Source organism: Negativibacillus massiliensis (assembly GCF_900148495.1).
In the GTDB taxonomy this organism is placed as follows: Bacteria; Bacillota; Clostridia; order Oscillospirales; family Ruminococcaceae; genus Negativibacillus; species Negativibacillus massiliensis.
This window is the reverse complement of sequence record NZ_FTRU01000008.1, coordinates 1,223,660-1,244,484: the sequence shown is the minus strand read 5'-3', so window position 1 is coordinate 1,244,484 and position 20,825 is coordinate 1,223,660. Positions and strand designations below refer to the sequence as shown.

Genomic DNA, 20,825 nt, shown 5'->3' with positions numbered 1-20,825 from the left:
TCCTTTAGGATACAAGCGTTCTGTCAATTTAGATTTCCAGTGAACGAAAGAATAATATCATTATAGACGCTAAAAAGAGATTGTTCAAGAGAAAACTATGTTTGACAAGGAGAGGAAGGAAGATTAAAATAAAAAAAGACCGTCAAGGAAAGAAGGATATATATGATAAAAGCAATCATTTTTGATTTGGACGGAACAATTTGTGATACACTGACCGATTTGGGAGAATGTACCAATCAGGCACTTGCGGATTTTAATCTGCCGCCGCATAAAATAGAGGAGTACCGTAAAATTGTCGGCAATGGAGTAGACACCCAGATGCGCCGCGCAATCGGAGAAGAAAAGTATACCAAAGAACTTGCCGATCAGGTCAAGGCAGCATTCAAAGCATATTATGATAAAAACTACCTGCGCAACACAAAACCTTATGAGGGGATGGAAGAGGCGCTGGATGAGCTTTCTAAGATGGGATTAAAGCTGGCAGTATTTTCCAACAAACCGGATGAGTTTGCCGGTAAGCTGTGCCGTACCCTCTTTGGGGAACGTTTTGAGCTGATTGCAGGAAACCGTGCTGGAATTCCGGTAAAGCCGGACCCAACCGGACTGTTTTTGGCTTTGGAAAAGCTGGGAGTCAAACCGGAAGAATGTCTTTATTGCGGAGATTCCAGTGTTGATATGGACACCGGAAAGAATGCGGGAATCACCACAATCGGGGTGGAATGGGGCTTTCGTACCCGTGAGGAGCTGGAAGAACACGATGCGTGCTATGTGATCCAAAAACCTTCCCAGCTGCCGCAGCTGGTTAAAAAGCTGATGGCATAGAGAAAGCATATAGAATGAATTTGTGAAGATAAGGAGATGATCGGATGCAGCAGGATAGGGTTCAGGTTGGAGTTTCCAGTGCCTGTTTTTTTCCGACAGAGACAATCCATGCAGTGCAAAAGCTGGCAGCATGGAATATTCCCAATATTGAAGTCTTTTTTAATTCCCCGCGCGAATTAAAGGAAGATTATGTTCAAAAACTGGCACAGATCTGCAAACAGGCAGGAACCCGTGTTGCGTCGGTTCATCCCTTTACTTCCGGCAGTGAATCGCTCTATTTTTTCTCGGAATATCCAGGACGGTTTGAGGACGGACTGGAGATCTACCGGAACTATTTTCGGGCAGCACAAATTTTAGGAGCCCAGCTGCTGGTCTTTCATGGAGACAGCCCATACAGCAAGATGCCGTTGGAAAAGGGCTTTGAACAGATTAAACAGATGGACCTTCTGGCACAACGGGAATATGGTGTCAGCATTGCCTATGAAAATGTAGTGCGGTGCAGAGGAAAAGATCCTGAATATTTTGTAAAGCTCAAAGAATATTATCCACAAATGAAATTTGTTCTGGATATTAAACAGGCAATCCGTTCTGGCCAGGACCCGATGGAATATGTAAGATTTCTGGGAAGCAGCATTGTTCATGTTCACATCAGTGACAGCGACGAAATCAAAGATTGTCTGCCGGTTGGATCGGGTCAGATGAAACTCGAGGAACTGTTAAAGGCATTGAAAGAGCGTGGATTTTGTGGTACTGTTTTACAGGAGCTATATCGCGAAAGCTACGAAAAAGAAGAAGAAGTTCTGTTGGGCTACCGCAATTTGGAACAGTTGATATCGACACTTTAAATAAAAAAACTGAAAAGTAGACAATATTCGACTGATAAATTTAATTTTGACCAAAAACAGCAAAGGTTTTTCATTAAAGTATACAGCAAGTGATTTTTGACAGACAGAAATTGTGCATCATTGCAAAAGCATGTTCTAAAAGGGAATGATATAATAGCTTCAGGCAGTGATGTGAATAACGTCAGCGGAATACTTCTGAGATACTGTTTCCAGTCCTTGAAAAAACAAGAAATATTTGAGGTGAGAGCTGGTGAGAAATAACTTCGTGCGGTGCAAGGATCAACAGGAGCCAGAAGAAATCGAATATAGAATAGAAGACAGCGTAACAGAGCTTATGACAGAGGGAATTTCCATCAAAACGTATGGAATTGCCGCTTACAGGAAAGGTCATAAGCTCGAACAGCGAAAGGATGTTACAACCGAAAAAGCCTGTTTGGAACACTTGGTGGAATTGTGCAATCGGGAAAAACTTTCTCTTTGCCACCTTGATGATGTGATCGAAGACTTTCTGGGAACGATTTACGGGGAGCCTTTTGGGTTGAGAGAATAAAAAACTTCTGGAAAAGATTGTACAAATCGGTGTGCAGTATGGTATAATATTTCCAAGCGAGACAGGGGAAATCTCCCCTGTCTCAGACAAACCGTCCGACATCATAGAAGATGCTGGCGCCAAAAGGCGCCTAAAGGAAAGGAATCCCGAGATATGAAATGTCCATACTGTCAATATTCCGAAAGTAAGGTAATCGATTCAAGACCGACGGATGAGGATGAAAAAATCCGCCGGCGCAGAGAGTGTATGCGCTGTGGAAAACGGTTTACGACCTATGAGATTGTTGAAACGACACCATTGATGGTAGTAAAAAAAGACAATACGATTGAACCGTTCAATCGCGATAAACTGCTCAATGGGCTGTTGCGGGCATGCGAAAAAAGGCCGGTGTCACTCAAATGCCTGGAACAGATGGTCGATCAAATCGAACAGAAGCTGAAAAACTCTCTGGAAGGGGAAGTGAGCTCCCAGAAAATCGGGGAGCTTGCAATGGAACAGCTGCGTCAGGTCGATCAGGTAGCATATGTTCGTTTTGCATCTGTTTATCGGGAATTTCAGGATATTAACTCATTTATGGATGAGCTGAGAAAAATTTTGGAAGAAAAAGAAAGCGAGAACATCCTGAAATAAATTCCTGATTTAAACAAGATTTCGAAGAAGAGGAAGCTCGTTATCATAAAGCTCATGAACACAGGTAAGCAATTGGTTTGCCTGTGCCATCAGCTGTGGAAGATCATTGTATCTGGCAAGAAACTCCAAATGGGAAGTGATGTCACTGATTCGTTCCAGAGGTTCGTACCGGATATACCATACCATGGAGTTCTTTGTTTTGCTCCATGACTCACTCAACTGCTCAGCAAGAATGGCTGCCTGATCCAGGCGGCCATTTTCTGCATATTGAATAATTTGAGAAACCTGTTCAGCAGTTTGTGTGCAGTAGTACCTGCATTGGAACAAAGCAAACAGAGAAAGCGAAAGAATACCCAAAAGTAAGGCGATGGTGGCATAAAGACGTTTCAAGAAAATACCTCCCGGCTAGTGTTTCTTTTCCAGCGGAACAATATAATAATCCTTTTGTGGGGTACAGGTCATCAGGAAAACTTCCTCTGGCTTGTATCCTTCTTTTTTCAGAATACGATCCAACTCTTTCTGAGAAAGCATACAGTTTTTCATACCTTCAGACAGCACCTTTCGATCGCTGATGACGATGGAAGGCGGAGGGGTTTCGGTTACCTTGATGCCGGCTGTTTTGGGATTGAGCGTTTCGCAGGAGGTCTTTTTGCAGATGGAAAGCTGTCCGGTCGTTTCAGTAAGGGCAAACTCCACTTCGCGCAGATCAAAGATGCCGTTGGTGCGAAGCTGTTCCATCAGGTCATCTACCGAATAGCGAAGGTCAGCAAGTTCCTGCTGTTTGATTTTTCCATCTTGAATCAGGATTTTGGTGTTTCCCCAGATCAGACGACGAAAACGAATGCTCTTTAGTGTCAAAACGGACAGGATGACCTCAAAGCACATGAGGGTTAAAATCGGAATAATGCCAAGAATCAGAGGAACGTCGCTGTTTTCAATTGGCAGGGTGGCAATGTTGGAAATCAAGATAGTGATGACCAGTTCAGAGGGCTGTAACTGGCCGAGCTGGCGTTTTCCCATAATGCGCATTCCAAAGATGACAACAATGTACAAAATGAGTGTCCTTAAGAAGGAGACGAGCATAAAACCACTTTCCTTTCAAATTTTCATGCAGATAGTATCGGTATAAAATGGATGTTTTATGCAGATACTAGGAGGGAAAAGAATTTGTAAAATGAGGAAGTGGAACAATGAACAACATTTGGAAAGAAATGTTTTCCTCTCAAAACAACAAAAAGTCGCAGGAACAGGGGGGATTGTTTGATTCGTCTATCCCGCAGGGTGTCGGTTCCAGAAAGGACGCACAGGTACGGCTTCAAAAGGACCTGATGGAAAACATGGTAAAAATCCGTGCTTTTTCGCAAAATACCAGCGACCTGCTTGATCGTCAAATCGAGGTCAGCGGGGTAAAAGTTGGAATTTTGATGTGTGAGGGAATGATTAATCTTCAGATGTTTACCCAGATTATGGTGCGCCCTCTCAGCGAAGTTTCCATCCCAAATGCGGATGGCGAGGCAGTAGCCCATTGGGTGAGCAAAAACACCGTTTTTTCCGGAGATCAGAAAGAGTTTTTTACCTATGATGAGTTGTTTACCTTTTTGATGGCGGGATTTGTTATTCTGTTAATTGACGGGGTAGATCGTGGAATAGCTTGCGGAATGCAGGGATTTAATTTTCGCTCTGTTTCCGAGCCGAGTACCGAGATGAACATTACCGGTTCACGGGAAGGATTTGTGGAACCAGTCCGAATCAATCAAACCATGATACGGCGCCGAATCCGTTCTCCCAGCTTGAAATTTGAGATGTATCCGGTGGGACAAAAAAGCAGGACGGATATCTGCCTTGTCTACCTGACCGATACAGCCGACCCTAAATTAGTGCAGGCAGTGAGGGAAAAACTGAGCAATCTCAGCTCCGATATTGTGCTCAGCCAGGGATATCTCAGCCCTTATCTGGAGGGCAATCCGAAATCACCTTTTTCTTCTGTGGGAACGACCGAACGACCGGATACATTGTGCGCGAAAATAAATGAGGGAAGAATCGGAATTCTGGTGGACGGAACTCCTTTTGCACTGATTGTTCCTTATCTGTTTTCCGAGCATTTTCAAAGTATGGACGACTACTCCTATCGTCCTTATTATGGCTCTTTTATCAGGCTGCTCAAGTATTTTGCCTTTTTCCTCTCGGTCTTTCTGCCGGGGTTATATGTAGCGATTACCGTGTTCAGTCCGCAGATGCTGCCGGATAGCCTGTTGTTTAATATTGCTGCTTCTGAGCAGCAGACGCCGTTTTCCATGATGACCGAAGCGTTTATCATACACCTGATTTATGAGATTATGCGAGAAGCAGGACTCCGCCTGCCGCGTCCGGTGGGACATGCAGTCAGCATTATCGGAGCGTTGGTCATTGGAGATGCCGCTGTTCAGGCAGGCATTATCGGTTCTTCCATGGTGATGGTGGTTGCACTGACAGCACTGAGCTCCTTTGTAGTGCCATCTTTATACGAACCAGCAGCAGTACTGAAGTTTGTGTTCATCATTGTGGGCGGAACCTGGGGGTTGTTTGGAATTTCTGTTGGGTTTGTGCTTCTTTTGTGCAATCTTTGTGCGCTGGAATCGTTTGGAATTCCAATCATGGCACCGACCAGCCCCTGGTCAACAGCTGATTTACGGGATAACTTCTGGAGAAGCAGCTGGAAAAAGCTTGGAAAGCTGCGTCTGCATGTACAGAATCTGCCGGGAAGCCGACTGAACGAAAATAAGGAGGATAAAAAATCATGCTGACAAATGAACAGATTCGCGTTCCCCAAATTAAAGCAGCTCAGCTGAGTGCGCTGTTGATTTTGTCGCGAATGTTTATCATCCTGATCTTTTTGCCAAACACCCACCATTCTGTGGGTGGAAGCGTTGCGATCCTTTCGATTATCGTTGGTTTTTTCCTGACCTTTCTGGTGATGATTCCATTGTTTTTTCTGTTGCGGCAGTATCCCGGAATGAATTTGCAGCAGGTAGCAAAACAGCTTTCCCCAGGAGTGGGAAGGTTTAGTGCAGCAGCATTTTATCTGGTTTGTATTGTGGTTGCGTCTGAAACAGTCGCGCAGTTTACGCTGTTTTTGACCAGTGCAGTTTATCCGCAGGCAAGCACCTTTTGGGTTGGCATCATTTTTTGTGCGTCTGTCCTTTACCTTGTATTTTTAGGCTTGGAAGCCATCAGCAGGATGTCAGTGATTCTTTTAGCAGCAACTATCCTGTCCTCACTTCTGGTGGGCCTGGGGCTGTGGCGATTTGTGGATACCCTCAATCTGATTTCTCCTCTTTATGAAGGAATTGGAACGGTGCTCTATTCCTCCAGCCTTTATTTTACACAAAATATCGAGCTGATTGCATTGGCCTTACTGCTTTCCAACCTGCGTACTCCTTCCGGAAAAGGTGTTTTCCTGCGTTATCACAGCATTGTCAGCATTATTTTGGTATTGGTAAGCTTCGCTGCCGTAACAGTTCTGGGAAGCTATGGTGAGACCAGAAACTTTCCAATTTATACCCTGTTTATCCTTTCTGGCTCCAATGTTTACTATCGATTTGATTATATTGTAGTTGCCATCTGGGTGGCAGTCAGTTTAGTCCGGGCAGCGGTATATCTGCTGCTTGCAACCAGAATGCTGGGAGAGCTGATGGGATATCGATGGGGAAAATGGATGATGGCTGTAAATGGAATTCTGGTACTGCTGATTTCTACAGTATCTGTTCGTTATATCAAACTGTTTCAGGGAATTTATCAGTTTTTAGCAAGTGGAATCCCGATGTATGGGTTGCTTGTGCTGCTTCCCCTTTTGCTTTTATTTTTGCGTTGGAGACAGGACAAAAATCAGAATCCAAAACAGCTTTCAGAGGGGGAAAAAGCATGAGAAAAATAAGCGGAATATTTTTGGCTCTGCTGATTGTCCTGCTCCCTCTTTGCCTGACAGGGTGTATGAATGCAGCCGAGCTAAAAGAGAGAACGATTATCAAAATGGTGGGAGTGGATATGGATGGAGAAGAGTATCTATTGACTATGCTGCAATTTTCTCCACAGGCACAATCGGGGGAGAAAACCTCGGAATCTCAGTCGCTTGTCATTCAGACGAAGGGAAGATCGATCAGTGAGGCAGTGGATCAGGTGAGTCACTACAATGGAAACAAGGTCTTTTTTGGCAACAGCAGTTTTCTGGTAGTGGGAGAAAAGGCCGCCGAACAGGGACTGGAAGGGGTACTCAACTTTTTTAATTCCAATCATGAGGTAAGTCCGGAGCTGTATGTGGTGATGGCTCAGGGACAGGCAGAAGAAGTGATTCGTGCTCAGTCTGGGGAAGGAAGCACCCCAACACAGTTAAAAAGTATGGTGCAGCAGGGACAGAAAAATGGACTTTTGGGAAGACCAACCCTGAAAGATGTGATGAACCGTCTACAAAGTGATCGTGCTGAACCATATCTTCCATTGATTGAAACCGTCAGCTCAGAAAATGAAGAAAAGAAGCTGAAAATTTCGGGAATGGCGGTATTTCGGGATGGGAAACTTAAAGACACTCTTTCCATAGAAGAAGCAAAGGGTGTCCTTTGGGCAACGGATGAATTGGCAAGGGCAATTATTACCGTTGATTTTGGCGAGGATAAAGCATCCCGCGCTTCGGTGGAACTGGATAACAGCAAAACGAAGGCAAAGGTCAGGTTGGAGCGAGGAAAGCCGGTACTCGACCTTTCCATCCAGTCAGAAGGAAGTGTGCATGAGGTCAGCTTTGACCGCGGCGGCGGTACCGAAATTGGAGAGCTAGAAGAAATCCAGAATGAAGTAGCGGGGCAGATTAAAGAGACAGTACAGCATACCATTGATAAGGTGTTGCTGGAAGAAAAGTGCGATGTATTTCGATATTCAGAGTTTATCAAGAAGTATGAGCCGGAATATTGGAAAGAAAACCAGCAGGATTGGGATAAGGTCATCGACCAGATGACGATCAATATCAGTGTGGACTGCCGTATTGACCATCCTGGTTTGGAAAGCAAGCATTTCCAGGTCGATAGCAAGGCAACATAATCGTTGCGCAAAACAGGCTCTGGAAAAGTGGGGAAAGATATGGTAAAATGGGAGCAAACGAAAAGGAGAAGGAAAGATGAAAGCGAAGATTGCACCCAAACCAGAAATCGTACTGCTGTATCAGCAGGAGAAAATCAAAAATGGCGATAAACTCCCCGAAATTTTAGAGCAGATGGGAATCAGATGGAAAGCGGTAACACAGCAGGAGCTTTGTTTTACAACCGGCGAACTTGCTGAGTACCGCAGAAAGGAAGACGGTGAACGTCAAGAACTGCAGCAGATTCCGCAGACACCGGCTATGGCAATGGGAGGAATCGCAGGAAAACGCTTGGATCAGCTGTTAAATGCGCTCAATCGTGAGCAGATCGATCTCCCAGTTAAGATGGTTATTACACCGCATAATGAGAGCTGGGTGTTTGGAGAGCTGATTGAGGAAGTGCGCAAAGAGCATGAGTTGTTTCTGGCGATGGAACGCTTAAAGCGTCTGAGTATGCGTGCGCAGACTCTGGAAAATGAAGAGGCACAGCAGCTTGTAAAGCTTGCCAAGGATGCACTGGCCCGCATGAGGGGACGCGAGGACAAACAGCCTGACCGTGAGGAGCTGGAAAGCCTGGCAGACCGCCTGGAAAATCTGTTTTAAATAAAAAAGCATCGGAATACTCCGATGCTTTTTTTGATGGAATAAAGACTAGTGAGAAAGTTTTTTTGCAAGATAACATGCCGCGATGGCGTCTTCCTGTGTATCTGCGGAAATCAGAAAACGGTTGTTGTGGCAAAAACGTAGGGTTTTGATTCCAGTCATCTGCTGAAGCTCCGAAGCCGATTTTCCTGCCCATTCCTGAGGGAATGGAAGGCGGAGCGTATTGTCCTGCGCACTTACCGGAACACCCTGTGCGCTGAATCCGCCGCGCTGGGATGGGGAAACCACAAACAAAGCAGAAGAATCCAGCACAAACTGTTTCCATGGGGCATAGCGATCTAGCACAATGATGTCATCCCGCATCTTTAAGACAGCTTCCTTTACCAATGCACCTGCACGGCGGATACCGTTTACTTCCTCAATTTTGCGGGAGAGAATGGCAAACGCAACATCCAGAGCCTTCTGGAAATTATCATCAGGATTTTCGTCAGAGTCCCAGCATGGATTAAAGGCTGCAATTGCAGCCGCAAGCGGATGACCGCATCCGGTATTGTCCTCAAGATCCAGCGGCTGGATGAAATGTTCGTCAAAGCGCTGTGCTTCCTCACCGACAAGCTGGGAACCGTATTCTCTCCACAAAAGCCCAAATGCAGCATACGGAACACCATTCTCTCGTACAGGAGCACCGCTCTGATGATGGTCAAATTTTCCCCAACCAATATCAAAGACAAGGCCATCGAAATCTTCCGGAACGGAAAATACACGCTGAAATTGAATATCAGGATAGATCAAACGCAGCAGTGCTGCGGAAAAAACATCATCAGCATGGAATTTGCCGGCATGAGTGAGCGCGATTTTGGGAACAGTCGTCATAAAAAATCCTCCATTCAAAAAATATGATTCTGTTTGTCTTATCACAGATTATACCATAAAACAGGAAAGATGACAAAAAAGAAGGAGGAATTACTGGAAGAGAGTAAAAAAGGATGGTATAATAGGAAAAGATAAGAAAGGAAGGATTTTTATGGCTTTGTATAAAGATACTCACCGTTGTCACAAGTGTGGAGAGACCTTTACTTGGTATTATCAGCCGGAACAGGAAAGCTATCTGCAAGTTGTGCACGATGATGGAAAAAGTGCAGCAGTGAAAGGAATTTTACTTGTCACCGAACAGATTTACAGCATTTTAGTTGACTGCCCTTACTGCGGAGCACAAAACGATTTTAACTGCAAGATCGAACAGGAACTTCCGGGTTTCCAGAAAAAAGAATAGTAACAGAAATGATTACAGTCGGAACGCCAGAAGGTGTCCTTTCAAAGGAACTGGAGCGGTGCTGTCTGTATGCAGTGTGAGGGTTAAGGCAGCGGGAGAGTCGTTTTGTGTGGTATCCAGCAAAAACAGGTGATGCAGAAAAGCATGATAGAATTGCTCCTGATCCGAGAGAAAATGCTGTGTGCTGGAAAATTCCGGATGCAGCTCGTTGTCAATTTCTGCAGAAATTTCTGCAAAGCTGCCGCTCTGGGGCTGAGCATCAAGCTGATAGCTGACCAGATACAAAGCACCGGGAGCAAATACAATCTTTTCTTCTTCCAGTGAGATGTCTTCGCCGCGAATAACGTCTGGTTGTGCAGGGATAGGCTGATTGGATGATGCAAGTGTTTTAACCAGAAACTGTACAGCATTTTGTACTGGCAGAGAAGGAGCGGCGGCTCTGGATACCGGCGCGGGAACGACTGGTGGAGCAGCCACTGTACCAAGTGGTGCTGCGGGTGTCGTAGCAGGTGGACAGTTAGTGGGAGAGTCCATCAGAGGGAAAATCCCGATAGAAAGCGGCATGGCAGAAGAGCAGGGAGTACAATCGGTGGAGGAAGTGTTCTGAATAGTGGCTTGTGTTTGCACAGCAGAAGCCGGTGGACAGTTGTCAGCAGAGTTGCTGAGCGGAAAAATACCGGGAGAACAGCTTTGCTGTGCAGCAGAGGAATTGGATTCTGCCCCAGAAGAACCGTTTGTGTAGCATGAGCCAGTCAGTGGAAAGAGGCTGGAAGCGTTCTGGCAAGAATTGGAAGCGGACAGAGGACATCCATAGCAGGAACTGTTGCAGGGAAGCAGCCCGGATGGGAGCGTTCCCAGAAGATTTGCCTCCTGCATATTCAAGATATCCTGGACAGACAGGGCACTCTGAGGAAAAACCATCGGAGCGCCGCCGGAACAGGCGTTGTTTGCGCATTGGAAGATTTTCATGAAAATACCTCCTTACGATTCCAGAATGCGGACATAAGGTGCATAGACATATCCGGTTGCATTCCGATAGCGGACGGCATACCATTTTCCATCCGATGATTCACTTTCGGAATAGATGGTGAGCTCTGCGCCGTTGGGTGCCAGCGCCACGATGGTAGAGTTGGTGGTAGGCATGCTGCGGATATTGAGATTTGCACCTCCCGTCTCGACAATACCGGTTCGTACCGACTGAGGCATTGCAAACGGGATACCAAAATAAGTAGTGAGTGCGCGGACGATACTTTCCGCAATTGGCTGTATGTTCTGCTGGATCCACTGGGCATCCTGGAGATTGTCATGGTAGGCAACTTCAATCAGCACCGCTGGGGAGTTGGTTTGCAGTACCTCGGCCAGAGTGTCGGTAGGACGGGCGTTGACTCGCTGAGGATTTGGATAAATTTTTTTGAGCTCCTCTGCAACGATATTTGCAAAACGTTGACTCAGAATAGCGTTCTGGCTGCTGCCGGGACGATAGTAAATATCGCTGCCCTGCAAAAGTCCTGCCATTTCCTCAGGAGACGCATTGGAGTGGATGGCAACATGCATGCCATAATGGGATAGATTGGACTGAGCGATGGAGTCAACAACGGTTTTTTGCGGATCGTTGCGGACAAACTCAATGCCGCTTGCAAGAAGGTAAGGTTCCATTGCGTCGGCAATGAGATTCATCCAGTACTCTTCATTTTTGTCATTTACATAAAGGTTTCCGTCCTGAGTGGATGGGCTTAAATAGATTTTTGGCAAGGGGAAACACCTCGTTTCATTTCTTTTCCTTCCATAATATGAAAAACAAAATAAAAATGTGAAAAAAGGAGGGCAAACATGAAAATAACGTGTCAATCCTGCGGCAAACGGTACGATACGGATATCGATGAACTGTGTCCAAAGTGCGGAAGTTATAATCCGATCAACAGAGAAACGGCAGATCCAAACGGCTCTTATGCAGAGGAAAAAAGCTATCAGGATCATGGAAAATATCGACGGGAACCGCAGCAGCAGGAACAGGAAGAACCGGAAGATCAGAAAAAACAGATCTCCTGGAAACCAAAATCCAGACCAGTACAGCAAAATGTTCCTTCGCTAGAAAAAAACAAAGGAAAGGGCGGATGTCTGGGATTTATTTTCAGCAGACTTGCTATTTTCTGTGTTGTCCTGATGCTGGTACAGCAGGGATGTGAACTTCTGCGGGAACCAATCCGCAGGCGGGTGATGGAGCAGATCGGTTCGATCACGATTCGTGAGTACGAGATGCAGGAAAGTTTTGAATTGGATAACGGAATAGTCGCTTCTGTCGAGGATAGCCAGTCATTGGAACTGACCGAAGAATGGATAGCAGAGCTTTCACAAAATCAGACTTTCTGGGATGATATGAGACTGACAGCGGTCTTTCTAAACCTGGAAACCGATGGAGAATTTCTCACCAATGACAGCGGTCAGACCGTTTATCTGAAAGCTGGCGGACATGTTTATCGCCCGACCTATTCTTGGATTGTTGAGGAGGAGGTCTGCGAACAATATGGTGCTTCCCCCGTTGTTGGTTATGATGAGGAAGAAGCAGGTTTAAAGGGAATCATTTTCCTGCTGCCGGAAGAAATTCAGAAGGAAGAACAAACGTTCTGTATTCAGCAAAACAGTACCATACCATTTGTCGGAGTAGAAAAAGCAGACAGCCGTATTCAGGTTAAGCTGCAAAAGGAGGCATAGCAAAATGAAAAAAGTAGGAAATTTCATTTTTATCTTCTTTTTGCTGCTGATGTGTGTTGCCACAGCCTTTGAGACAATCAGCCAGCTTAAATATGCTGATTACAGCAAGATCTGTCTTGTCTCAATTGACAGTGTGCAGAAACTGGATGAGCAAAACATTAAAGCGATTGCTCCTCCGGATGAGACGCTGGATATTGCAAGGTATGATTACTATCTGATGGTTTGTACCATCGAGAATCAGTCTGCAATTGACGGATCGTTTTATCCCGGCAGCGCTTTTTGCAGTGCGGACGGTAATGATTTTTATTATGCAATGGATACCGCTTTTGCCCAGTGGGAACGTGGCGGCGCCTATCAATGGTATGTTCCGGCGGGAGAAAACATTCAGGTAAGCTTTATTCTGGAAGCAGATAAGGGTAACGATACCGTGATGGCCCGGGATAATCCGTCTGTAACAGCAGAACTTGTATAGAAAATTGGTACAATAAAAAAGCTCCATCAAAGGATGGAGCTTTTTTGATACAGTAATTTAGATTTGAGTGCGATTTACTTTGTTATAACCGATGACGGCAGCACCGATTGCACCAGCATACTGGGAAAGCGGAGAGGTATGAACCGGGATTTTCAGATAGCCCTCCAGAGTGGAACGGAAAATTTCGAACTTTGCAAGGCCGCCGCTGAAAAAGATATCTCCCGAAAGATTCAGCTTCTGTGCAAAGAAGGAGGTGCGTCGGCAGATCGAATTGATAATGCCAAGTGCGATGTCTCCTTTGTCAGCGCCTTTTGCCAAAAGGCTGACGATTTCACTCTCTGCAAATACGGTACACATGCTGGTGATGTTCATTGGCTGATGTCCTTCGACGAATTGGTCAATGTTGGAAATATCTTCCTCCAGGATGCGCATCATCACCTCAATAAAGCGACCGGTACCAGCAGCGCATTTGTCGTTCATGATAAAGTCAACGACGTTAAGTCCGTTGTCCAGTAAGATAGCTTTGCAGTCCTGGCCGCCAATATCCACGATTGCGCGGATACTTGGATTTAAGAAAGCTGCACCTCTTGCATGGCAGGTAATTTCTGTAATCTGTTTGTCTGCCTGATCCAGCAGTGCACGACCATATCCGGTGGATACGGTGTAGGCGACATCCTGATTATAAAGAATGTCATACAGCTTGGTGATGCTGTCTTTTGGATTGGCAGAGGTTGGAAGGATTGCAGTGCGGACGATCTTTTCACCGTCAAACAATGCACCTTTGGTGGTGGTAGAACCGGAATCGATTCCTAATGTCAACATAATTTCGATACTCCTTACAGCATTTCGATAAATGCAGCCATTCTGGTATTGAGCTGGCCGATGTCAGCAGTGGAGTAGTCTGTTTCAACTGCCATATAAGGAATGCCTTTCTTCTCGTTGACAAAACGTTTGATACCCAGTGTTTCAACATTATAGGTATGGCATGCCTGAAGGGTAACTTCAACAACAGCGTCAACCTTGTATTCATCGATCAGGCGGTCAAGCAGCTCCAGACGATTTGGGTTTGGAGTCATAACCGAACAGCCGATGCTCAGGTAACGTTCTGCGATTGCTGCGTAGATGTCCGGATTGTTTTCATCAACTTCACGGTCACAGGATTTTGCACCGGAGCAGTTTTCAAATACAACAACATGACCGCCGTTATCCTCAATTGCTTTGATGCATTTTTCTGCACCACCGCCGATTGGACAGCCGGTAACCAGAATACGAGGAGCCTTTGGATATTTGTTTGGATTCTCTTCATATTCTTTCTGAATCTTTTCGGTCAGAGCATGGATTTCTCCTGCGAGATTTGCTTTATCAAATTTATAGGTAGAGCCGTACAGAATTTTGAACATATCCTGACCAAGCATTGGAACCGGCTCGTTTTTGCACAGAGAATAGAATTCTTTCAGTGCGCGGCGAACATTGTTCATAATCTTGACCTGTTCGCGAACTGCCTCATCAGTGATGGTAACTTCAAAATGAGATTCGAGTTTTTCTTTCAGCTTGATGACTTCTTTGGTCCACAGTTCCAGTGCAACAGGGCTCTGGGAGTTTGGAAGTTCCATGGTATACACCGGTTTAAACTGGCCCAGATATTCATACATCTTCTTTTTGCCATCGCAGGTGGTTTCACCAACAATCAGGTCGGAGAAATAGAAGTAAGGGCATTTGTCGGTTTTTGCAAAACCATAACTGGATTTAATCAGTGGACAAAGATTTCGTGGAAGGTCTTTTTCTGCTTCCGGAATGGTTTCATCCGAAGTGGAGCACAGACCAACAACGCAGGCACCCATTGCCATGGCAAGTTCCTGTGGGAAATAGGTACAGAATGTGCCGACAAATGGGATGTTTTTCTGTTTCATCTCGTAAGCTGCGAGGAAAGATTTTTTGCGCATCTCTCCAAAATCGTTAAAAACTTCAGGCAGTTCTTTTTTGATCTCCATACTTAAATTCTCTCTTTTCTGTTTACAAGGCATCCGGTGCTGTGACCGGAATCTGCCGGAATTTATTTAGTCAAAATTTTCTGACAAAATAAGAGTAAAAAAAATAGCAGGTAAAGTCAAGCAAACGATGATTGATAATTTTGATAGGAAATTTAAAATGGATTGCTTTTATAAATAGTATAAGAAATAGTAATAAAAAGCTCTTGCTAAAAACAGAAATATTGTTGATTTTATAAAAAGGAATTTGAATTTTTGTTGTAAAAGGCAGGGAAAAGTTGTAAGATAGATTTAAGCCAAAAGACGCGGCAGGAAAGGAAGGTCAGAATGAAGGAATACTTGGTAACAGAATATCTGGAAAAACAGTCAATTGCCTGTGCAGTGTCAGCGCAGAACTGGGAAGAAGCTTCCAGACAGGCAGCCCAAATACTGATTGACAAAGGAGCGATCCGTTCAGAATACCTGACAAGAATGATGGAAAAGCTGGAGAAAGAGCGTTCCTATATGGTTTTGACCTCCGGAGTAGCGGTCATCCATGCTCGGCCAGGGGAAGATGTGTGTAAAAACAGCATCAGTTTGCTCACACTAAAACAACCTGTGGAATTTGGAAATGCAAACTATGATCCGGTATCGGTAGTATTTATGTTGGCTGCGACCGATGATAACAGCCATATCCGCCTGATGATGGCTGTGGCACAGAAACTTTCGCAGCCTGATATCAAGGAAAAGATGCTGGCAGCAAAAGAAATCGAAGAGCTTTGGACTTTGATGCAGGATTGATAGGATGGTTCTGTCAAAAATATAAAATAGATGTGAAAAAAAGGCGCTGTGGGGACGGCGCCCTTTTTTTATGAAAAATGAATGGGAAATGAAAGGATATTTACACAGAGTAATATAAAAAGTGGGGCGATTGACCGGGACAGTGGTGCCAAAAGAGAGGGAATTATTGGAAAATATACAAAAAATATGGAATTTTAGGGCTTTGTGTCGTGAAATTATTTGATACGAAGAAGTAAAAATACTTGCATTTTTTTGTAAACAAAGTTATAATGATTACAAAGTGGAGAGAAGTGGGGGAAAGTAGGGAATTGCGGTTAAAATTTCCGCCCTTTCCCAGCAAAAAGGTCAGGGTGGTGAAGCAATGCTGATTGGGGAATACCAGCACAGTCTGGATACCAAAGGAAGGGTAAACTTTCCGGCAAAGCTGCGCGAAGACCTTGGTGAAAGTTTTATTCTCTCAAAAGGGCTTGGAGATGAATGTCTGTTTGTTTATTCTGAGGAGGAATGGAACAAGCTGACCGAAAAGCTCAACAGTCTTCCCCTTTCCAAAGCAAGGGCGCTGCAGCGTTTTCTGTTTGCAGGTGCCACTCAGGTTCAGCCGGACAAGCAGGGAAGAATCCTGATTCCGCAAAATCTGCGCGATTATGCCGGATTGCAGAAAGATCTGGTGATTGTGGGTGCTTCCAACCGCGCTGAGATCTGGGATCAGGAACGCTGGAACCGGATGTGCGAAGAAGTTACTTCGGATATGATCGCACAGACGATGGATGAACTGGATTTCTAATAGATTTTGATAGACAAAACAAAATTTTCGGGAGGCGATGGAATGGACTTTCAGCACGTATCGGTGCTGCTTTGGGAAACGATCGAGGGGTTAAATATCAAACCAAATGGTATTTATGTGGATGGAACTGCCGGAGGTGCAGGACATTCAACCCAGATTGCCAAAAAGCTTGATCCGCAGCAGGGCGGACGCCTAATTTCCATCGACAAGGACCCTGATGCAATCGAAACAGCAACCGAACGCTTAAAGCCATATCCGGCAGCACAGGTGGTTCGTGGAGATTTTAAGGATATTCCTCAAATTCTCGATGAACTGCAGATTGATAAGGTGGACGGCATTATGCTGGATCTGGGAGTTTCTTCCCGACAGTTGGATACTGCGGAACGAGGCTTTTCCTATCACTTCGATTCCAGACTGGACATGCGTATGAGCCAGCATGGGTTGAGCGCGTACGATGTTGTCAACACCTACTCCAAAGAAGACCTGATCCGCATTCTGCGGGATTATGGAGAAGAAAAATTTGCGCCCCGCATTGCATCAGCCATTGTGCAGGCACGGGAAGAAAAACCGGTGGAAACGACCTTTGAACTGGTGGATCTGATCAAACAGGCTCTGCCAGCAGCAGCAAAAAGGGGAAAAGGTCATCCGGCAAAACAAACCTTCCAGGCAATCCGAATCGAGGTTAATCACGAACTGGATTATCTGAAGGAATGTATCGACGGAAGTTTTGAACGACTCAAACCGGGCGGAAGATTTTGCATTATTACCTTCCATTCGCTGGAAGACAGGATTGTAAAACAGATGTTTGCATCCTATACAGTAGGATGTACCTGTCCACCGGAATTTCCGGTTTGTGTCTGCGGAAAAAAACCGCGGGCAAAATTGGTTTCCAGAAAACCAATTGAACCTTCTCAGGAAGAAATAGAACAAAACAACCGAAGCAGAAGCGCAAAGCTGCGGGTTCTGGAACGTTTGGCAGACTAACTTGTAAAACTGATTTGCCAGGCAGACCAAGAGAACCTGTTTTAATAATATAGTAAAAAGGTGGTCGGTCTCCCATGGCAAGACAAAGTAATCTGGCTTATGATTTTGAGCGGTTTGAAACACAGCACAAAGTTAAGCCAAAAGCAAAGGTACAGCTGGAAGTTGTAAAAAAACAACAGGCACAGAAAACAAGATATCTGATTGCAAAAACAGCAACCTGTATTGCAATTTTCTTCGTGGGAGTTCTGGGAATTATTTTAAGCCAGGTGGCAATCACCGAGGTAACCATGCAGATTACCAATTGCAATCAGGAACTGGAATTGCTTCAGTCCGACTACCGTACCTTGACTGCAGAGCTGGAAAGCACGATGGCACTGAATAATATTGAAACAATCGTAACAAGAGAGATGGGGATGTCCAAACTTCGAGAAGATCAGGTAACCTATGTAAGTCTTTCTGACGGTGACAGTGTGGATGCGGTTGAAACTCATACAACCTCCATCCTTGAGCAGATCAAGGCAACCTTTTCCCAGGTGCTGGAATATATTGCACCCGGGGAAAATACAATGGAATAACACACTGTGATCCTGAACTTAAGACAAGGAAAGCAGTGGCGGCTTTACAGGAGTTAAGAAGTGACAGAACATCTTAGCTCTTGTTTTGTTTCACAAAGAAATATTTTTTACGGCAATAGTGATAAGGATGGTAACGGGAATGGCCAATTTTTCCAAAAACAATGTCATGAAAATGAAAATTGGTATTGTGGCGATTGTGCTCAGTGTAGTGTGTGCCATAATACTTGTGGGACGATTGTTTTATCTCCAGATTATCGAAGGAGATAAGTATAAACAGATGGCGCTCAACCAGCAGCTGAAGGATACCATTATTGAGCCACATCGCGGTTCGATTTACGATACCAATATGAAAACCCTTGCGACCAGCAAAACGGTTTGGGACGTTGTTTTTGAACCAGCAAACCTCAGCAGCAGTGAGGAAAAAAGAGAAAAAGAACTCCAGGTTCTTTGTGATCCGGAACATGGCCTTCCGGCAATTTTGGGCGTTTCGGAAGAAACCATTCGTGAAAAAGCAGAAAACAGAACTTCCTATTGGCAAGTACTGCAATATAAAGTAGAAAAAGAAAAAGCAGATGAGGTAGAAGCCTTCATCAAAGAATATAATGTCAACTGCATCACACTCAGCCAGGGAACAAAACGTGTTTATCCGTTTGACGATCTGGCAGCGTCGGTATTAGGCTTTGTAAATGCTTACGATAACCGCGGTGCTTATGGCTTGGAATCCTATTATAACAAGGTGCTCACTGGAAGCGAAGGACGAATTGTGTCTGCAAAGAATGGACAGAATGGTGAAATGCCATTCCAGTACGAAAAACTGTATGAGTCACAGGATGGTAATTCTTTGGTTTTGACCATCGATGAGGTTGTTCAGCACTTTGTAGAGAAACATCTGGAAATCGCAGTCAATGAGCATGAAGTAAAAGAGAGAGCAACCGCTATTGTAATGGATGTCGATACCGGAGAGATTCTTGCAATGGCGAGCAAACCGGACTTTGACCCGAACAATCCAAGACAGCTTACCGATAAACAGGCAGTCATCCGTCTGGAAAAGGAGATTGCAAAAAAACGGACTTCGTCAACAGTTCAGACAAATACTCAGACGGATGAAAATACACAGGCTGCAAACAGCGGAGAAGTGATCAATCAGGGAACACAGGGAGAAAACACGGAACAGGTTCAGCAAACCGTTCAGCAGGGCACAACCGCCACAACAGAGCAGAAAGAACTGACCGTTGCAGATGTTACAGACGAAGATCTCCTCTATGATAATCTGCGGGCTAGAGCATTAAATGGTGGTTTGACCGAAGACGAATTTGATGAGTGGCTGTTGGATGAACAGAATCGTCAGTGGCGAAATAAAGTTATCTCCGACCCATATGAACCAGGTTCGGTATTTAAGCTGATCACCGTTTCGGCTGCACTGGACAGCGGAAGCGTCACTATGGATAATACATACTTCTGTGCTGGATACAAAGAAGTAGCAGGAAATAAAATCCACTGCTGGAAGAGAACTGCCGGTGGTCATGGATCTCAGACCCTCGCAGAGGCCATCAAACATTCCTGTAACCCGGCGATGATCGAAGTTGGTCAGCAGACTGGCGTAGAAAACTTTACTACCTATTTTGACCGTTTTGGTTTAGGTGACCTGACTGGAATTGACCTCCCTGGTGAAGCAACTGGTATCCATTATACCGCAGATAACATGGGAATTGCAGAGCTTAGCTCCAGCGCATTTGGTCAGACCTTTAAGGTAACAACGATCCAGCTGATTACCGGTCTGTCCGCTGCACTCAACGGCGGAAATCTGATGCAGCCATATATTGTAAGACAGGTCATCGATTCGGACCACAATATCGTGGAAACCACAGAACCTACTGTAAAACGTCAGGTTATCTCGGAAGAAACATCGGAAAAGATCTGTTACATGGGTGAGCAGGTTGTAGCAGGCGGTTCGGACGCAACCGGACGAAATGCAGCGATTCCGGGTTATCGCATCGGTGGTAAAACCGGTACATCGGAAAAATTGGATAACTTCGACGAAAATGGTGTTCAGTACGGAAACGTACTGTCCTTCCTTGGATTTGCTCCGGCAGACGATCCAAAGATCGCAATTCTGGTTGCATTGGATGAGCCGGTAGTCGGCGATGCACAGTCTTCTACGATTGCGGCTCCGGTAGTAGGTGCGATGCTGGAAGATATCCTCCCATATCTGGGATATGAGCCAAGCTTTACCGACGAGGAAAAGGCAGAACAGGAAGACGTAACGGTACAGACCTATCTGGGTGAAAAACCGCATGAGGCACAGAGTAAAATCCGAAATGCAGGACTTAAGACCGAAATTATTGGTCAAGGAACCAGCGTTCTCAAACAGATTCCAGAACCGGGCAAGACATTGCCGTACGGCGGAACGGTTATTCTGTATACCGATCAGAGCGAAGCAGACAGTATCGGAACAGTACCGGATGTTGTTGGACGCAGCGTATCGGATGCAAACCAGATGATTACCAACGCAGGATTTAACATTAATATTGTTGGTGAGGTTCCGGAAGGTCAGGAAGAAATTGTTATTACCCAGGATCCACCAGCAGGTTCTACCGCAGAAACGGGCTCGATCATTACAGTCAGCCTGGAAGAAGAACAACCGGCAGAACAGACCTCCGGTGAGACTACCGGAGAACCGGTTTCGTAGCGGGAAAGGAACGA

Annotated in this window: 23 protein-coding genes; 16 read left to right on the top strand and 7 right to left on the bottom strand. The window is 45.2% G+C overall.

Annotation, left to right across the window (positions count from 1 at the left end; all coding sequences use genetic code 11):
- Positions 1-162 precede the first annotated feature (162 nt).
- From BQ5375_RS11785 to nrdR, 4 genes are all read left to right on the top strand, one after another.
- Entirely contained in the window at positions 163-822 is a 660-nt protein-coding gene (locus tag BQ5375_RS11785) for an HAD family hydrolase (RefSeq protein ID WP_022132590.1), read from the top strand.
- 44 nt (positions 823-866) lie between these two features.
- Complete coding sequence (locus BQ5375_RS11780) at positions 867-1,667, top strand: sugar phosphate isomerase/epimerase family protein (RefSeq protein ID WP_022132591.1); 801 nt, start codon at positions 867-869, stop codon at positions 1,665-1,667.
- A gap of 250 nt (positions 1,668-1,917) precedes the next feature.
- Positions 1,918-2,217 carry a DUF6514 family protein gene (locus BQ5375_RS11775; RefSeq protein WP_022132592.1) on the top strand — a complete coding sequence of 100 codons (300 nt, stop codon included), beginning with the start codon at positions 1,918-1,920 and terminating at the stop codon, positions 2,215-2,217.
- 153 nt (positions 2,218-2,370) lie between these two features.
- Positions 2,371-2,847, top strand: coding sequence for a transcriptional regulator NrdR (nrdR, locus tag BQ5375_RS11770; protein ID WP_022132181.1), 477 nt, complete (start codon positions 2,371-2,373; stop codon positions 2,845-2,847).
- A 9-nt stretch (positions 2,848-2,856) separates the two neighbouring features.
- Here the strand turns inward: nrdR and BQ5375_RS11765 are convergent, their stop codons facing one another.
- Together BQ5375_RS11765 and BQ5375_RS11760 are read right to left on the bottom strand one after the other, a co-directional pair.
- The gene (locus tag BQ5375_RS11765) at positions 2,857-3,237 is read right to left on the bottom strand and encodes a DUF4363 family protein (RefSeq protein ID WP_022132180.1); all 381 of its coding nucleotides are present in this window, start codon (positions 3,235-3,237) and stop codon (positions 2,857-2,859) included.
- 15 nt (positions 3,238-3,252) lie between these two features.
- The gene (locus tag BQ5375_RS11760; protein WP_235850001.1) at positions 3,253-3,900 is read right to left on the bottom strand and encodes a DUF421 domain-containing protein; all 648 of its coding nucleotides are present in this window, start codon (positions 3,898-3,900) and stop codon (positions 3,253-3,255) included.
- A 137-nt stretch (positions 3,901-4,037) separates the two neighbouring features.
- Here BQ5375_RS11760 and BQ5375_RS11755 point away from each other — a divergent pair, with 137 nt between their 5' ends.
- From BQ5375_RS11755 to BQ5375_RS11740, 4 genes are all read left to right on the top strand, one after another.
- Positions 4,038-5,630 (top strand): spore germination protein, encoded by a 1,593-nt coding sequence (locus BQ5375_RS11755; protein WP_022132178.1) that lies wholly within the window; start codon positions 4,038-4,040, stop codon positions 5,628-5,630.
- Complete coding sequence (locus BQ5375_RS11750; protein WP_022132177.1) at positions 5,624-6,751, top strand: GerAB/ArcD/ProY family transporter; 1,128 nt, start codon at positions 5,624-5,626, stop codon at positions 6,749-6,751. The genes BQ5375_RS11755 and BQ5375_RS11750 overlap by 7 nt, the downstream gene beginning before the upstream one ends.
- Positions 6,748-7,914: a Ger(x)C family spore germination protein gene (locus BQ5375_RS11745; RefSeq protein WP_076917969.1), complete on the top strand. Its 1,167-nt coding sequence runs from the start codon at positions 6,748-6,750 to the stop codon at positions 7,912-7,914. Before BQ5375_RS11750 ends, BQ5375_RS11745 begins: the two co-directional genes overlap by 4 nt.
- 76 nt (positions 7,915-7,990) lie before the next feature.
- Positions 7,991-8,554 (top strand): DUF3783 domain-containing protein, encoded by a 564-nt coding sequence (locus BQ5375_RS11740; RefSeq protein WP_022132175.1) that lies wholly within the window; start codon positions 7,991-7,993, stop codon positions 8,552-8,554.
- A 48-nt stretch (positions 8,555-8,602) separates the two neighbouring features.
- Here BQ5375_RS11740 and BQ5375_RS11735 read toward each other — a convergent pair whose 3' ends face one another.
- Positions 8,603-9,427, bottom strand: a complete 825-nt coding sequence (locus BQ5375_RS11735) for an MYG1 family protein (RefSeq protein ID WP_022132174.1) — start codon at positions 9,425-9,427, stop codon at positions 8,603-8,605.
- Between the two features lie 151 nt (positions 9,428-9,578).
- Between BQ5375_RS11735 and BQ5375_RS11730 the strand changes: the two genes are divergently transcribed.
- Positions 9,579-9,827 (top strand): hypothetical protein, encoded by a 249-nt coding sequence (locus BQ5375_RS11730; RefSeq protein WP_022132173.1) that lies wholly within the window; start codon positions 9,579-9,581, stop codon positions 9,825-9,827.
- Between the two features lie 12 nt (positions 9,828-9,839).
- Here BQ5375_RS11730 and BQ5375_RS11725 read toward each other — a convergent pair whose 3' ends face one another.
- Both BQ5375_RS11725 and BQ5375_RS11720 read right to left on the bottom strand, forming a co-directional pair.
- A complete protein-coding gene (locus BQ5375_RS11725; protein WP_076917968.1) occupies positions 9,840-10,796 on the bottom strand; it encodes a hypothetical protein in 957 nt (318 codons plus the stop codon).
- Between the two features lie 12 nt (positions 10,797-10,808).
- Entirely contained in the window at positions 10,809-11,579 is a 771-nt protein-coding gene (locus tag BQ5375_RS11720) for an N-acetylmuramoyl-L-alanine amidase (RefSeq protein WP_076917967.1), read from the bottom strand.
- A gap of 78 nt (positions 11,580-11,657) precedes the next feature.
- On the opposite strand from BQ5375_RS11720, the gene BQ5375_RS11715 reads away from it, so the two are divergent.
- On the top strand, positions 11,658-12,539 hold the full coding sequence (locus BQ5375_RS11715; RefSeq protein WP_076917966.1) for a hypothetical protein: 882 nt from the start codon (positions 11,658-11,660) through the stop codon (positions 12,537-12,539).
- A 4-nt stretch (positions 12,540-12,543) separates the two neighbouring features.
- On the top strand, positions 12,544-13,011 hold the full coding sequence (locus BQ5375_RS11710; protein ID WP_076917965.1) for a hypothetical protein: 468 nt from the start codon (positions 12,544-12,546) through the stop codon (positions 13,009-13,011).
- A 57-nt stretch (positions 13,012-13,068) separates the two neighbouring features.
- On the opposite strand, the gene BQ5375_RS11705 is transcribed toward BQ5375_RS11710, so the two are convergent.
- Both BQ5375_RS11705 and BQ5375_RS11700 read right to left on the bottom strand, forming a co-directional pair.
- Positions 13,069-13,833 carry an acyl-CoA dehydratase activase gene (locus BQ5375_RS11705; protein WP_022133136.1) on the bottom strand — a complete coding sequence of 255 codons (765 nt, stop codon included), beginning with the start codon at positions 13,831-13,833 and terminating at the stop codon, positions 13,069-13,071.
- Between the two features lie 14 nt (positions 13,834-13,847).
- Positions 13,848-15,002: a double-cubane-cluster-containing anaerobic reductase gene (locus tag BQ5375_RS11700; protein WP_022133135.1), complete on the bottom strand. Its 1,155-nt coding sequence runs from the start codon at positions 15,000-15,002 to the stop codon at positions 13,848-13,850.
- A gap of 324 nt (positions 15,003-15,326) precedes the next feature.
- Between BQ5375_RS11700 and BQ5375_RS11695 the strand changes: the two genes are divergently transcribed.
- The 5 genes from BQ5375_RS11695 to BQ5375_RS11675 all read left to right on the top strand — a co-directional run bounded on the left by BQ5375_RS11695 (position 15,327) and on the right by BQ5375_RS11675 (position 20,811).
- Positions 15,327-15,779: a PTS sugar transporter subunit IIA gene (locus tag BQ5375_RS11695; RefSeq protein ID WP_022133134.1), complete on the top strand. Its 453-nt coding sequence runs from the start codon at positions 15,327-15,329 to the stop codon at positions 15,777-15,779.
- 361 nt (positions 15,780-16,140) lie between these two features.
- Positions 16,141-16,563, top strand: coding sequence for a division/cell wall cluster transcriptional repressor MraZ (gene mraZ, locus BQ5375_RS11690; RefSeq protein ID WP_022133133.1), 423 nt, complete (start codon positions 16,141-16,143; stop codon positions 16,561-16,563).
- A gap of 42 nt (positions 16,564-16,605) precedes the next feature.
- Positions 16,606-17,547 (top strand): 16S rRNA (cytosine(1402)-N(4))-methyltransferase RsmH, encoded by a 942-nt coding sequence (gene rsmH / locus BQ5375_RS11685; RefSeq protein WP_022133132.1) that lies wholly within the window; start codon positions 16,606-16,608, stop codon positions 17,545-17,547.
- 74 nt (positions 17,548-17,621) lie between these two features.
- On the top strand, positions 17,622-18,122 hold the full coding sequence (locus tag BQ5375_RS11680; RefSeq protein ID WP_022133131.1) for a cell division protein FtsL: 501 nt from the start codon (positions 17,622-17,624) through the stop codon (positions 18,120-18,122).
- A gap of 139 nt (positions 18,123-18,261) precedes the next feature.
- Positions 18,262-20,811 (top strand): penicillin-binding transpeptidase domain-containing protein, encoded by a 2,550-nt coding sequence (locus BQ5375_RS11675; RefSeq protein WP_022133130.1) that lies wholly within the window; start codon positions 18,262-18,264, stop codon positions 20,809-20,811.
- Positions 20,812-20,825 lie beyond the last annotated feature (14 nt).

Excerpts from the sequence above, each read along its gene's own strand:
- BQ5375_RS11785 (WP_022132590.1), top strand. The coding sequence starts at position 163 with ATGATAAAAGCAATCATTTTTGATTTGGACGGAACAATTTGTGATACA.
- BQ5375_RS11780 (WP_022132591.1), top strand. The coding sequence starts at position 867 with ATGCAGCAGGATAGGGTTCAGGTTGGAGTTTCCAGTGCCTGTTTTTTT.
- nrdR (WP_022132181.1), top strand. The coding sequence starts at position 2,371 with ATGAAATGTCCATACTGTCAATATTCCGAAAGTAAGGTAATCGATTCA.
- BQ5375_RS11755 (WP_022132178.1), top strand. The coding sequence starts at position 4,038 with ATGAACAACATTTGGAAAGAAATGTTTTCCTCTCAAAACAACAAAAAG.
- BQ5375_RS11750 (WP_022132177.1), top strand. The coding sequence starts at position 5,624 with ATGCTGACAAATGAACAGATTCGCGTTCCCCAAATTAAAGCAGCTCAG.
- BQ5375_RS11745 (WP_076917969.1), top strand. The coding sequence starts at position 6,748 with ATGAGAAAAATAAGCGGAATATTTTTGGCTCTGCTGATTGTCCTGCTC.
- BQ5375_RS11740 (WP_022132175.1), top strand. The coding sequence starts at position 7,991 with ATGAAAGCGAAGATTGCACCCAAACCAGAAATCGTACTGCTGTATCAG.
- BQ5375_RS11735 (WP_022132174.1), bottom strand. The coding sequence starts at position 9,427 with ATGACGACTGTTCCCAAAATCGCGCTCACTCATGCCGGCAAATTCCAT.
- BQ5375_RS11730 (WP_022132173.1), top strand. The coding sequence starts at position 9,579 with ATGGCTTTGTATAAAGATACTCACCGTTGTCACAAGTGTGGAGAGACC.
- BQ5375_RS11725 (WP_076917968.1), bottom strand. The coding sequence starts at position 10,796 with ATGAAAATCTTCCAATGCGCAAACAACGCCTGTTCCGGCGGCGCTCCG.
- BQ5375_RS11715 (WP_076917966.1), top strand. The coding sequence starts at position 11,658 with ATGAAAATAACGTGTCAATCCTGCGGCAAACGGTACGATACGGATATC.
- BQ5375_RS11710 (WP_076917965.1), top strand. The coding sequence starts at position 12,544 with ATGAAAAAAGTAGGAAATTTCATTTTTATCTTCTTTTTGCTGCTGATG.
- BQ5375_RS11705 (WP_022133136.1), bottom strand. The coding sequence starts at position 13,833 with ATGTTGACATTAGGAATCGATTCCGGTTCTACCACCACCAAAGGTGCA.
- BQ5375_RS11700 (WP_022133135.1), bottom strand. The coding sequence starts at position 15,002 with ATGGAGATCAAAAAAGAACTGCCTGAAGTTTTTAACGATTTTGGAGAG.
- BQ5375_RS11695 (WP_022133134.1), top strand. The coding sequence starts at position 15,327 with ATGAAGGAATACTTGGTAACAGAATATCTGGAAAAACAGTCAATTGCC.
- mraZ (WP_022133133.1), top strand. The coding sequence starts at position 16,141 with ATGCTGATTGGGGAATACCAGCACAGTCTGGATACCAAAGGAAGGGTA.
- rsmH (WP_022133132.1), top strand. The coding sequence starts at position 16,606 with ATGGACTTTCAGCACGTATCGGTGCTGCTTTGGGAAACGATCGAGGGG.
- BQ5375_RS11680 (WP_022133131.1), top strand. The coding sequence starts at position 17,622 with ATGGCAAGACAAAGTAATCTGGCTTATGATTTTGAGCGGTTTGAAACA.
- BQ5375_RS11675 (WP_022133130.1), top strand. The coding sequence starts at position 18,262 with ATGGCCAATTTTTCCAAAAACAATGTCATGAAAATGAAAATTGGTATT.